Genomic DNA, 11,996 nt, shown 5'->3' with positions numbered 1-11,996 from the left:
GCCGGACGGGCCCCCCGCAGCGGTGAGGCTCAGCCCGTGAAGACGGGCAGGCGTTTCTCGGCGAAGGCTCGCAGGCCCTCCTCGATCTCCGGGCCGCGCAGGCTGTCGCGGTGGCGCGCCCGCGCCGCCCCGGCATCGAGCGTGCCGCGGGCGATCTCGTTGATCGTGCGCTTCATGCCGCGGATCGCAGTCGGCGCGCCCGCCGCCAGGGTGGCGGCCAAAGCCGCGACCTCGGCGTCGAGCGCCTCGGGCGGCACCAGGCTGGTGAGGTAGCCGATCGCCAGCATCTCGCGGGCCTCGATCCGCTGCGCCGTGAGGAAGAGGCGCTTGGCCGCGTCCGGGCCGAGCCGGGTCGTGAACCGCGTGAGCCCGCCCGGGTAGTAGTGCAGGCCGAGCCGGGCCGCCGGCATCCGCATCTCGCTGCCCTCGACGCCGATGCGGAAGTCGCAGGCCAGCGCGAGGTCGGTCGAACCGCCGTAGACGCTGCCGTTGAGCCGGCCGATCGTCGGGACGGCGAGATCCTCCAGCCGGTCGGCGAGCCGCTCGAAGCCCGCCTCTGCGGGCGTCTCTTGCTTGTGCGTCTCCTGCGCGGGTGTCTCCTCCGTGCGCGACGCGGCGTTGCGGGCCGCCATGTCCCCGAGATGGTAGCCGGCGCTGAAGGCCCGCCCCGTCCCGGTGAGAACCAGCACCCGGATCGCGGGCGCGGCCTCGACGGCGTCCAGGATGGCGTGGAGCGCCGTCAGATCCTCCGGCTCGATCCGGTTGAGGTGGCGCGGCCGGTTCAGCCGCGCGGTCGCGACGGGGCCGTCGACCGTCAAGATCGGGGGCGTGCTCTCGCTGGCCTCGCTCGTCATCGGCGGCTCTCCGGGCTTGCGCATCACAGCATCGTTCCGGCGCGGGCGCTATGGCACGATCCCGGTCTCGGGCGCAGCCCCGCGGCGATCCTGGGGTGCGGCCGGGACCCGCGGCGGCGAAGCCCGGTCACATCGGCCGCGGTCGCCCCATCTACAGCCGCACCGCCCGCCTCCGGGAGGCCGGCGGCCACCTGGGAGAACCTGATGAAGGCTGCCATCCTGGCCGCGTCCGGCCACGTCGTCGTCGAGGAGGTCGCCACGCCCGAGCCCGGTCCGGGCGAGGTGCTGGTGCGGGTGCGGGCCTGCGGCCTCAACCGGGCCGACGTGATCATGGCGTCGGGGGCGATGCACGGCGCCCGCGGCGGGCCGGGGGCACGGCTGGGCCTCGAATGCGCCGGCGAGGTCGCGGCCCTGGGGGCGGGCGTCACCGGCCTGTCCGTCGGCGACCGGGTCATGGGCGGTGCGAGCGGCGCCTTCGCGGAGCACGTCGTGCTGCCCGCGGCGCTGGTCCATCCGATCCCGGCCGGTCTCGACGTCACGACCGCCGCGACCCTGCCGATCGCCCTGCAGACCATGCACGACGCGATCGTCACCAACGGCGGATTGCAGGCCGGGGAGTCGGTCCTGATCCAGGGCGCGAGTTCCGGCGTCGGCCTGATGGGCCTCCAGATCGCCCGGCTCCTCGGCGCCGGGATCGTGATCGGCACCTCGACGGATGCGGGCCGGCGCGCCCGCCTCGGCGAATTCGGGGCCGACCTCGCCCTCGACACCGCCGATCCGGGCTGGGCCGAGGCCGCGCACGCGGCGACGGGCGGCGTCGACCTCATCATCGACCAGGTCTCGGGAGGCGCCTTCGAGGGCACCATGCGCGCCGCCGCCGTGCGCGGGCGCATCGTCAACGTCGGCCGGCTCGGCGGCCAGACCGGCCCGTTCGACTTCGACCTGCACGCGCTCAAGCGCCTGCGCTACATCGGCGTCACCTTCCGCACGCGGACGCCGGAGGAGGTCGCCGAGATCGTGCGCCGCACCCGGGCCGACCTCTGGCCGGCCCTGGAGGACGGCCGGCTGCGCCTGCCGATCGACCGCACCTTCGCCCTCGCGGAGGTCGCCGACGCGCTCGCGCACATGCGCGCCAACCGCCACTTCGGCAAGATCGTCCTGACCGTCTAGCCGGTCCCGGCGCGAACGAGCCCGGGAGGCATCGGCGATGCCTCCCGGGCCGTGTGCAGATGGACTCGCGGATCCGGCTCAGCCGCCCCGTGCGGGGGCCGCCGGCCTCACAGGAAGCCAATCGAGAACCAGGGCACGAAGGTCAGCACCAGGAGGCCGATGAACAGCGACCCGAGATAGATCCAGATCCGGCGCATCCCGGCTTCCGGTGGGACATCCCCGATGATGCAGGCCGCGTAGTAGCAGAGGCCGAAGGGCGGCGCGAACAGGCCGAGCCCCATCGCGAGGATCACCACGATGGCGTAGTGCACCTCGTGGATGCCGAACTGGTGCGCGATCGGGAAGAGCAGCGGCCCGAACAGCACGATCGCCGGGATGCCCTCCAGCAGGCTGCCGAGCACGATGAAGGCGATCACCGAGATCAGCAGGAAGCCGTACTTCCCGCCGGGCACCGCCCCCATCGCCCGGGCGAGGTCGTGCGAGAAGCCGGATTGCGTCAGCGCCCAGGCCATCGCGCTCGCCGCTCCGACGATGAACAGGATCGCGCCCGAGAGCGAGGCGGTCCGCGCCAGCATCGGCCGCACGGCTGCCCAGGACAGGCCGCCCCGGTAGATCAGCAGTCCGAGCAGGAGCGAGTAGGCGATGCCGATGGTCGAGACCTCGGTCGCCGTCGCCACGCCCTCCACCACCGCGGAGCGGATGAGGAAGGGCAGGAGAAGCGCCGGCAGGGCGATGAGCAGCGTCCGCCACACCACGGAGACCGGCGCCCGCGCCACCGGGGTCGCGTCCTCCTCCTGGCCGGCCCGGTAGCGGGCGACCACCGCCAGCACCAGTGCCAGCACCAGCGCGGGCAGGATGCCGGCGGTGAACAGGGCCGCGATCGACACGCCGGTGACGGAGGCGATGGCGATGAGCACGATCGAGGGCGGGATCGTCTCGCTCATCGCCCCGGAGGCGGCGAGCAGCGACAGGAGCTCGCCGTCCTTCATGCCGCGCCGGCGCATCTCCGGGAACAGCACGGGGGCGACCGCCGCCATGTCGGCGGTCTTCGAGCCGGAGATGCCCGAGACGAGCAGCATGGCGCCCAGCAGCACGTAGGACATCCCGGCCTTCACGTGGCCGAGCAGCGCGGCCAGGAAGGCCACCATCACGCGGGCCATCCCGGTGGCGTCGACGAGTTGGCCGAGCAGCACGAAGAGCGGCACGGCCAGCAGGATCAGGCTGCTCATGCCCTCGTCCATGCGGCCGACCACGATGGTGAGCGGCGTGGAGGTGACGGTGAGCAGGTAGGCCGAGGTGGCGAGCGCGAACGCGAAGGCGATCGGCACGCCCGCCAGGATGCCGAGGCCGAGGAGCCCGACGAAGAAGACGAGGAGCGCCCAGTCGCCCATTGTGGTGAGGACCGGTGCGCCGAGCGCGAGCAGCCCGGCGATGACCGCGAGCACGAGCGCGACCCCGACGAGGTCCGCGATCCGGTGGCGGGCGAGACGCAGCGAGCAGCTGAGCAGCGCCGCGACGAAGCCCACCGGGACCGCGAGGGCCCGGACCGTCCCGGACCAGCCGAGCGCCGGCGTCTCCACGAAGGACTGGTCGACCGTGTAGTCGTAGGCCGCGTGGAGCAGCAGGACCAGGAAGATGAACGTCGTCCCGACCGCGAGCGTCTCGCACCACGCCTGGACGCGCGGCGAGAACTGGCCCACCACGAAGGTCAGCCGCATGTGCTCGCCGCGCTGGATGGCGACGACGCTGCCCAGCATGGCGAGCCACAGGAACAGGATCGAGGCGAGTTCGTCGCTCCAGATGATCGGGTGGCCGAGGGCGCGGGCGACGATGCCGACGAACAGGATCACCACCTCGGCGACGACGACGAGGGCCGCCGGCACCTCGACGGCGGCGCGCAGGCCCCGCTCCGCGAGGGCCAGCCAGTCGGAAGCGGGCGCCGGGGCCGTCTGGACCCGGTTCGGAAGATCGGCCGCCGCGCTCACGCGAGCTCTCCCGTGACGGTTTCGAGGGCCTGCCAGGCCTCGGGCCCGAACTTGGTCTTCCACTCGCGGTAGTACCCGGCCTGGGTCAGGTTCCGGCGGAACGCCTCCTTGTCGACGCTCTCGAAGACGAGCCCCTTGGCGACGAGCTGGGCCTTGAGCGTGCCGGTGAGACGGACCATGTCCTCGCGCTCCTCCATCGCCGCCCGGTCGAGTTCGCGCCGCACGATCTCCTGCAGCGGCTCGGGCAGGCGCCCGAAGGCGCGCCGGTTCGCCACGATCCAGTAGGGATCCCAGATGTGGTTGGTCTCGGAGACGTACTTCTGCACCTCGTAGAGCTTGCCGGTGTCGATCGTCACCAGGCTGTTCTCCTGGCCGTCGACCAGCCGGGTCTGCAGCGCGGTGTACAGCTCGTTGAAGTTGATCGAGGTCGGGTTCGCCCCGAGCGCGGAGAACAGCGAGGTGAAGATCGGCGAGACCGGCACCCGGATGCGGTAGCCCTTCAGGTCCTCGGGCCTCTTGATCGATTTCGACGCGGAGGTGATCTGGCGGAAGCCGTTGTCCGCGGCCTTGGCCGCGACGATCAGGCCCGCCTTCTCGATCTGGGTGCGCACGTACTGGCCGACCGGGCCGTCCACCCCGCGCCAGACATGTTCGTAATCCGAGAAGGCGAAGCCGACATTGGTGATCGCCGCCCCGGCCGCGACGGTGGAGAGGACGGAGCCCGCGATGTTGAGGAACTCGATGCCGCCTGCGCGCACCTGCGTGATCAGGTCGGTGTCCGAGCCGAGCTGGCTCGCGGGGAAGAACTTCAGTTCCAGCCGCCCGCCGGACGCCTCGCGGATGCGCTGCGTCGCCTGGTCGAGGCGGGCATTGATCGGCTGGGCGAGGGACTGGCCGGTCGCGAGCTTGTAGTTGAACTCCGCGGCGAGCGCGGGCCGCGTGCGGATCGCGACCAGCGGGAATGCGGCCGCGGCCGTCAGCAGGCTGCGGCGCGAGAGGCCGCGATTGGGGCTGGAATCCGGATCGTTCGGCATCGTGTTTCCTCCCGCGCGCCGTCATCCGCCCCGCGGGGCTGGTACGGCATCGTTTCTGGTCTGGCGGGCCGCGGGTCGGGCGGCAGGGGAGTCGGCGCAAGGCAGCGCCGCAGGGCGCGGTGGCGCGCGCCCTCATCCTCCCTGTCGGCGCCCCGCGGCGGGGCGCTTCTTGTGGTGTCCTGCCCGACTCTACGGAAGGGAATCCGTGTAGGACAATCCAGATTGTTTGCGCGTTCGTGTAGCGCAGCTAAAGTGTCGCCATGCCGGTCCCCCTTCGCGCCATCACGGTCTTCCACGCGGTCGCCCGCTCCGGGAGCATCACCCGGGCGGCGGAGGAACTCGGCGTGACGCCCTCCGCGGTGAGCCAGCAGATCCAGACGCTGGAGATCGGGCTGGGGACCGCGCTGATCGGCAAGGTGGGCCGCAGCATCGTCCTGACCGAGGCGGGCGAGCGCTACTTCGAGATGATCGGTGGCGGCATCGATCAGATCATGGAGGCGACGCAGCGCATCCAGGGCTTTCGCCGCGTCACCACGCTCACCGTGCGGGCGACGCCGAGCCTGTCCACGAAATGGCTGCTGCCCCGCCTCGCCGGCTTCATCGACGCCCATCCCGACATCGAGCTGCGCCTCGACGGCACCAACGAGCCGACCGCCTTCCAGAAGGAGAGCGTCGACATCGAGATCCGCCACGGCACGGGCGGCTGGCCCGGCCTCTACACGGAGGGGCTGGTGGAGGAGAGCTTCCGGCCCGTCTGCGCGCCCGCGCTCGCCGCGTCCGGCAGCCTCGCGCCGGCGGACCTGCCCCGGCACCGGCTGATCCACTCGGTGAAGTCGCAGATGCAGTGGGCGCACTGGTTCACGCTCGCGGGCGTCACCCCGGCCGCGCGCTGGCGCCGGCTGCTGTTCGACCGCAGCCACATGGCGATCGACGCCGCCGCCCGCGGGCTCGGCATCGCGCTGGAGAGCGACCTGATGATGGGGGCGGACCTGCAGGCGGGGCGCCTCGTCTGCCCGGTGCAGGCCCCGCCCCGGGTGACGCTGGTGACGCAGTGGGTGACCTGCCCGCCCGACCACCTGCGCCACCGCAAGGTGCGGGTCTTCCTCGACTGGATCCGGCAGGAGCGGGATATCTGGGCCGAGGAGCGGGCGGCGATCCTTTAGCCCTGCTTCAGGATGCGTTCGGAAAACTGGATTGTCCTACACGAAGCGCGCTTCTAGCGTTTGCTCGTCACGACCTCGCGGCGCGGCCCGAAACCTGCCCAAAGAGACCCGCCCAGGTTGCACTGAGGACCTTCCCGCCGTGCCCGGCCCCGCTCTGCCGGGCGCCGCGGCGGCGGCGCATCCGGTCCTCGCGGAGGAGGAAACCCATGAACCTGTCCACCCTGCTGCTGCAGCGGGCCTCCGCCGGCCGGCCGGTCCGCGTCGGGCTGATCGGCGCCGGCAAGTTCGGCTCGATGGTGCTCGCCCAGGCGCAGCGCATCGAGGGCCTGCACGTCGTCGGCATCGCCGACCTGAACGTCGGCCGCACCCGCGACGCCCTCGCCCGCGTCGGCTGGCCCGAGGAGCGCTACGCCGCCCCCACCCTCGGCGATGCCGTGCGCACGGGCCGGACCTGCGTGCTGGACGACGCGGGCGCGCTCAGCGCCTGCGACGAGATCGAATGCATCATCGAGGCGACGGGCCATCCGATCGCCGGCATCCGGCACGGGCTGCAGGCGATCGAGGCCGGCAAGCACGTCGTCATGGTCAACGTCGAGGCCGACGTGCTCTGCGGCCCGCTGCTGGCCGAGCGGGCGCGCCAGAAGGGCGTCGTCTACAGCATGGCCTACGGCGATCAGCCCGCCATCATCTGCGAACTGGTGGACTGGGCGCGCTCCTGCGGCTTCGAGCTGACCTCGGCCGGCAAGGGCATGAACTTCGAGCCGCGCTACCGCTACTCCACGCCCGACACCGTCTGGGGCTTCTTCGGCTGGTCCGAGGAGGAGGTCCGCAAGGGCGACTTCAATCCCAAGATGTACAACTCCTTCACGGACGGCACCAAGGCGGCGATCGAGATGGCGGCCGTCGCCAACGGCACCGGGCTCGACTGCCCGGAGGACGGCCTCGCCTTCCCGCCGACCGGCCTGCACGACCTCGCCCGGGTCTTCCGCCCCGTGAGCGACGGCGGGCGCCTGCCCCGCAGCGGCCTCGTCGACATCGCGGCGAGCCAGGAGCCGGACGGGCGCGAGGTGTTTAACAACATCCGCTACGGCGTCTTCGTCACCTTCAAGGCGACGAGCGAGTACACGCGGGCCTGCTTCCGCCAGTACGGGCTGCTCACCGACCCGTCCGGCTGGTACGGCTCGATGTGGCGTCCCTTCCACATGATCGGGCTGGAGACGAGCGTGAGCGTCCTCTCGGCGGTGCTGCGCCACGAGCCCACCGGCTGCTCGAAGGAATTCCGCGGCGACGCGGTGGCGACGGCCAAGCGCGACCTGAAGCCCGGCGAGATGCTCGACGGCGAGGGCGGCTACGCCGTCTGGGCGAACGCGATCCCGGCCGAGAAGAGCCTGCGCCTCGGCGCGCTTCCGATCGGGCTCGCCCACAACGTCAGGCTCAAGCGCCCGGTGGCCAAGGACGAGGTGGTGCGCTTCGACGACGTCGAGCTGGAGACCGACCTCGACGTGGTGGCCCTGCGCCGCCAGATGGAGGATGCGGTCCGCCAGACGCCCTCGCAGGCCGCCTGAGCGCCCCCGGCGGCCGGCCGGGAAGGCCGGCCGTCCCTGCCCGTCTCCCGCGCCGGATCCTCGCGAGGCTCGCGCAGCATGTCCCAATCCCATCCCTTCGTGGTCATCGCCGAGTTCACGGTCCGGCCCGGCTCCCTCGACGCGTTCCTCGCCCTGGCGCACGAGGATGCCCGCGCCTCGGTGGCGCACGAGCCGGGCTGCCGTGCCTTCGACGTCGCGGTCGACGAGACCGACCCGCACCGCGTGGTGTTCTACGAGGTCTACGACGACCGCGCCGCGTTCGACGCGCATCTGGCCACCCCGCACCTCGCGCGCTTCCGGGAGGGGTTCCCGGCCCTGATCGTGGCGGAGCGCCCGGTGCGGTTCCTGAGCCGCTCCTGCTGCGGCGCGGAGGCGTCCTGATGGCCGCCGCGATCGGCTTTCTCGGCACCGGCATCATGGGCGCGCCGATGGCGCGCCACCTCTGCCGGGCCGGCCATGCCGTCCGGGTCTGGAACCGGTCGCCCGGCAAGGCGGCCGCGCTCGCGGCCGAGGGCGCGCGGGTCGCCGACGACCCGCGCGCGGCCGTGCGCGAGGCCGACGCCGTGATCTGCATGGTGAGTTCCGGCCCCGTGAGCGACGCGGTGCTGCTCGGACCGGAGGGGGCGCTGGCCGCCATGCGGCCCGGCAGCGTGCTCGTGGTGATGAGTTCGATCCCGGTCGCGACCGCGCGGCGGCAGGCGGAGGTCGCGGCGGCGGCGGGGATCGGCTACGTCGATGCCCCGGTCTCGGGCGGCGAGGCCGGCGCGGTGGCCGGCACGCTCGCCATCATGGCGGGCGCCAGCCCCGAGGCCTTCGCGCAGGCCCGCCCGATCCTTTTGGCGATGGGGCGCCCGACCCATGTCGGCCCGGCCGGCAGCGGGCAGCTGGCCAAGCTCGCCAACCAGGCCATCGTGGCCTCGACCATCGTCACGGTGGCCGAGGCGATCACCTTCGTGGAGCGCGGCGGGGCCGATCCGGCCAAGGTGCGGGAGGCGCTCCTCGGAGGCTTCGCCGATTCGACGATCCTGAAGCAGCACGCGCTGCGGATGATCGAGCGGAACTTCACCCCCGGCGGCCCGGCGAAGTACCAGCTCAAGGACACCGGCACCGCGCTTGCGCATGCCGCCTCCCTCGGCCTAACCCTGCCGGTGCTGTCGCTGGTCGATCGCCTGTTCGCCGACCTGATCGACAGCGGCGACGGCGACCTCGATCACAGCGCAATCATCCGCGAACTCTGGCGCCGCAACGATCCGCAGGCCGCCCCCGCCGCATCCTGAGAGGCCTGCCGGAGGCCGGAGGTCCGTGCGACGGCCCGAGGCGTCGGATGCCCCGGGCCGGTGTGGAACCCTGTCGCCCGCGTCGCATCGGCGGCGCGGGGGCGGGTGCGGCCGGGAGCCATGCGCGATGCCTCCCGGCGAGGGGTGGGCCGCGGGAGCCTCCGGCGTCCGGTCATGGGCGCTCGCAGAACGAGGCCTGCTGGCGGTAGGCCGGGTTCTCGGCGAAGGCGTCGATGCCCAGGATCCCGTCGAGCCGCGTGCGCAGGTAGAAATTCGGGAAGTTGACCGACTCGTAGGAGAAGCACGGCCCGCTGGTGCAGCCGCAGGGCTGCGCGAGCGAGGCACGCCGCGTGAAGCTGGCGTCCGGGCTCGTCCCGATGGCCCCCACGTGCGAGAGGTAGAGGTTGAAGTAGGAGTGACGCATGTAGCGGTTCGGCTCGCGCGTCGATTGGAAGCTCACCCCCTGCCCGCTGAGGCCGTTCACGACCCTGAAGCCCGCTTCGAGACGGTCGATCTCGTTGGACAGCGGCGCGGCGGCCATCAGGTCGCCGTACAGGCGCCGCGCGTAGGTGCCGATCTTGCTCGCGGATTCCAGGCTCATCGCCGGCGCCGTCCCGCCCGTCCCGGCGGTGCCGCCGCCCGAGGGCGCGCCGGCCGTGAAGCTCTGGTTGCCGCCGCCGTGGCAGGTCCAGGCGATCGTCCCCGCCCCCGCCTGCGTGGAAAAATTGAGGACGTCGAGGCAGAGATTCGCGGCGACCGAGACGTAGGCGTTGCCGCCCGCCTGCGGCCGCGTCGTCCAGGCTTGGTTCGCCCCGCCGTGGCAGGTCCACTGGTAGACCTCGCTGCCGGGGCGGAGGGGTTCCCGGAGCGTCACGTCCAGGCACTTGCCGCTGGCGGCGTTGACGAGCGCGGAGCCGCCGGCGACCGCCCGCACCGTCCAGGTCTGCTCCGGGCGGCCGGTGCAGGCCTGCTGGGTGACCGGCGCGCCGTCGTTGGCGTTGCCGGCCGGGATCGAGAGGCACAGCCCGGAATGGGCGGCCTTGAGCACGACGCCGTCGGTGCTCCCCGTGCCGCCGGTGCCCGCGGTCCCGCCGTTCGTGCCGGTTCCGCCGTTCGTGCCGGTCCCTCCCGCCGTGCCGGTCCCACCGGGCGTGCCGGTCCCGCCGGCCGTGCCGGTTCCGCCTGCCGTCGCCGGGGTGCCGACGATCGGCGCGGCGGATTGCGGCGGCGCGGCGACCGCTCCGAGCGCGACGATGACGCCGGGCGAGGGAACGCCCTTCTGGTCGATCGCGATCAGCTGGTAGTAGCCGGGGGGCGCGATGCCGCCGGAGGGCGGCGCCTGCACGGACACGGTCTGCGCGTCGGGCTGCGTGAAGGCGGCCACGTAGCGGCGCTGCGTGGAGTTGAAGCTGTGCGTGGTCTGGCTCAGCCCGATCAGCACCACCTGGGAGAGCCCGTTCGGCGAGGCGAGTTCGAACTGCATCGCCTGGCCGTGCTGCAGGGTCAGGGTGCTCAGGCTGACGATCTGCGGCCGCGGCGCCAGGGCGGGCCGTCCGCCCACCGTGGCGAACAGGTAGGGCGGGTAGTAGACCTCGGCATTCTCGTTGGTGACCGGCCCGGGCGCGCCGCCGCCCGCGACCAGCAGGGCGCCGTTCTGCAGCAGGATCGCGGAGGAGTGGTAGCCGCGGTAGACCGCACTGGTGGCGCCGAGCGACCATTGGCCGGTGCCCGGGTTCCAGATCTCGGCTTGCAGCACGGCGTCGCCGCCGTCCTGGTTGACGAACTTGCTGCCCCCGGTGACGGCGACCTGCCCGGTGGGCAGGACCGTCGCGTTGGCCCAGGTGCGGCCGAGGCTCATCGGCGCCGTGTCCGCCACCGCGGGGGTGCCGCCGTTGATGTCGATCGTCGTCGCGCGGCTGCTCGCCACGAAGCCGCTGTTGTTGTCGTAGCTGTTGCCTCCCAGCTGGAGGATCTTGCCGGTGTCGTACATGACGGCCGTCGAGGCCGGTCCGACATTCGGGGCGTCGGCGGCCGTGCCGGCATCCCGCTGCGGTTCCTTGAACGCCATGGCGGTGACCGACCCGTTCCCCGCCGGGTCGAGGAACCACATCCTCTCGGCGGAGATGCCGAACACCCGGCCGTCCGGGGCGGGCCAGGCGCGGGGGTACCAGAAGCGGTTGTAGTCGGGACCGAACGCGTCGCGGCTCTTGGCGCCGAACAGGCTGCGCCAGGTGGTGCCGTCGTACACCTCCGGCGTCATGCCGGTCATCCAGCCGTTGTTGATGCTGCCCTGCGGGTCGCCGTAGCCCCCGAGATACGGGTAGGAGCCGCCCATGATGATCTGCCGCCCGTCCGCCAGCGTCAGCATCGTGGAATAGTAGCGGTCGTTGGCCAGCCGGGCCGGGATCGCGGCGACGCCGGTCGCCTGCGTGTTGAGGACGACGCTGCCCTTGTCGGTGCCGGCATCGAAGATGCCCCCGGCGACCAGGAGCGATCCGTCCTTCAGGAACGCCTGCGCGGCGCAGAAGCTGTTGACGCCCACCACGCCCGGGAGCGTGACGTGGCTGTCCCGGCCCAATCCCTTGAAAGGGTCCCAGATGGCGAAGGTCCGGCCGTCCTGCACGGCCGGATTGCCGCCCGCGGTTCCGAAGGACACGACGCGCCCGCTCGGCAGGAGGCCCAGCGTGATCGCGTTCATCGGCCAGGGCTGGACCCCCGACCACAGGCCCGTGACCGGCGCCGAATAGGGGATCGTCAGACCGGTGAGGAGCGGGTCCTGCACCGGATTCACGACGACCCCGAAGCGGGCGGCCTGGGCCGGATCGATCAGGCAGGTCGCCAGCATCGTGGCCGACAGGAGCGAGAGGTTGCGGGAGCGTGCCCGGAGGCGGTTCTCGGACGTCTTTCTGGCTGACATGGCGGTGCCC

The 11,996-nt window shown here is 72.4% G+C and carries 9 protein-coding genes; 5 read left to right on the top strand and 4 right to left on the bottom strand.

Annotated features, from left to right (window positions below; all coding sequences use genetic code 11):
• Positions 1–29: 29 nt before the first annotated feature.
• The gene (locus ACKUB9_RS27355; protein WP_407529145.1) at positions 30–854 is read right to left on the bottom strand and encodes an enoyl-CoA hydratase/isomerase family protein; all 825 of its coding nucleotides are present in this window, start codon (positions 852–854) and stop codon (positions 30–32) included.
• A 204-nt stretch (positions 855–1,058) separates the two neighbouring features.
• On the opposite strand from ACKUB9_RS27355, the gene ACKUB9_RS27350 reads away from it, so the two are divergent.
• Positions 1,059–2,024 (top strand): zinc-binding dehydrogenase, encoded by a 966-nt coding sequence (locus tag ACKUB9_RS27350; RefSeq protein WP_407529143.1) that lies wholly within the window; start codon positions 1,059–1,061, stop codon positions 2,022–2,024.
• Between the two features lie 107 nt (positions 2,025–2,131).
• On the opposite strand, the gene ACKUB9_RS27345 is transcribed toward ACKUB9_RS27350, so the two are convergent.
• Positions 2,132–4,009 carry a TRAP transporter large permease gene (locus ACKUB9_RS27345; protein ID WP_407529142.1) on the bottom strand — a complete coding sequence of 626 codons (1,878 nt, stop codon included), beginning with the start codon at positions 4,007–4,009 and terminating at the stop codon, positions 2,132–2,134.
• Complete coding sequence (locus tag ACKUB9_RS27340; protein WP_407529140.1) at positions 4,006–5,043, bottom strand: TRAP transporter substrate-binding protein; 1,038 nt, start codon at positions 5,041–5,043, stop codon at positions 4,006–4,008. The genes ACKUB9_RS27345 and ACKUB9_RS27340 overlap by 4 nt, the downstream gene beginning before the upstream one ends.
• Before the next feature lie 260 nt (positions 5,044–5,303).
• Between ACKUB9_RS27340 and ACKUB9_RS27335 the strand changes: the two genes are divergently transcribed.
• From ACKUB9_RS27335 to ACKUB9_RS27320, 4 genes are all read left to right on the top strand, one after another.
• On the top strand, positions 5,304–6,206 hold the full coding sequence (locus ACKUB9_RS27335; RefSeq protein WP_407529139.1) for a LysR substrate-binding domain-containing protein: 903 nt from the start codon (positions 5,304–5,306) through the stop codon (positions 6,204–6,206).
• A gap of 206 nt (positions 6,207–6,412) precedes the next feature.
• Entirely contained in the window at positions 6,413–7,771 is a 1,359-nt protein-coding gene (locus tag ACKUB9_RS27330; RefSeq protein WP_407529138.1) for an NAD(P)H-dependent oxidoreductase, read from the top strand.
• A 78-nt stretch (positions 7,772–7,849) separates the two neighbouring features.
• The gene (locus ACKUB9_RS27325; RefSeq protein ID WP_407529137.1) at positions 7,850–8,173 is read left to right on the top strand and encodes a putative quinol monooxygenase; all 324 of its coding nucleotides are present in this window, start codon (positions 7,850–7,852) and stop codon (positions 8,171–8,173) included.
• On the top strand, positions 8,173–9,069 hold the full coding sequence (locus tag ACKUB9_RS27320; protein WP_407529136.1) for an NAD(P)-dependent oxidoreductase: 897 nt from the start codon (positions 8,173–8,175) through the stop codon (positions 9,067–9,069). The genes ACKUB9_RS27325 and ACKUB9_RS27320 overlap by 1 nt, the downstream gene beginning before the upstream one ends.
• A gap of 172 nt (positions 9,070–9,241) precedes the next feature.
• Here the strand turns inward: ACKUB9_RS27320 and ACKUB9_RS27315 are convergent, their stop codons facing one another.
• A complete protein-coding gene (locus ACKUB9_RS27315) occupies positions 9,242–11,986 on the bottom strand; it encodes an RICIN domain-containing protein (protein ID WP_407529135.1) in 2,745 nt (914 codons plus the stop codon).
• Positions 11,987–11,996: the final 10 nt, after the last annotated feature.

This window comes from Methylobacterium oryzisoli (assembly GCF_046557895.1).
GTDB lineage: Bacteria > Pseudomonadota > Alphaproteobacteria > Rhizobiales > Beijerinckiaceae > Methylobacterium > Methylobacterium oryzisoli.
Note: the sequence above shows the minus strand (reverse complement) of the source record. Positions and strands in the feature narration are given on the sequence as shown.

Bases quoted from the DNA above. Each gene is read 5' to 3' on its own strand.
- ACKUB9_RS27315 (WP_407529135.1), bottom strand. From the start codon at position 11,986: ATGTCAGCCAGAAAGACGTCCGAGAACCGCCTCCGGGCACGCTCCCGC.
- ACKUB9_RS27340 (WP_407529140.1), bottom strand. From the start codon at position 5,043: ATGCCGAACGATCCGGATTCCAGCCCCAATCGCGGCCTCTCGCGCCGC.
- ACKUB9_RS27350 (WP_407529143.1), top strand. From the start codon at position 1,059: ATGAAGGCTGCCATCCTGGCCGCGTCCGGCCACGTCGTCGTCGAGGAG.
- ACKUB9_RS27355 (WP_407529145.1), bottom strand. From the start codon at position 854: ATGACGAGCGAGGCCAGCGAGAGCACGCCCCCGATCTTGACGGTCGAC.
- ACKUB9_RS27335 (WP_407529139.1), top strand. From the start codon at position 5,304: ATGCCGGTCCCCCTTCGCGCCATCACGGTCTTCCACGCGGTCGCCCGC.
- ACKUB9_RS27330 (WP_407529138.1), top strand. From the start codon at position 6,413: ATGAACCTGTCCACCCTGCTGCTGCAGCGGGCCTCCGCCGGCCGGCCG.
- ACKUB9_RS27325 (WP_407529137.1), top strand. From the start codon at position 7,850: ATGTCCCAATCCCATCCCTTCGTGGTCATCGCCGAGTTCACGGTCCGG.
- ACKUB9_RS27320 (WP_407529136.1), top strand. From the start codon at position 8,173: ATGGCCGCCGCGATCGGCTTTCTCGGCACCGGCATCATGGGCGCGCCG.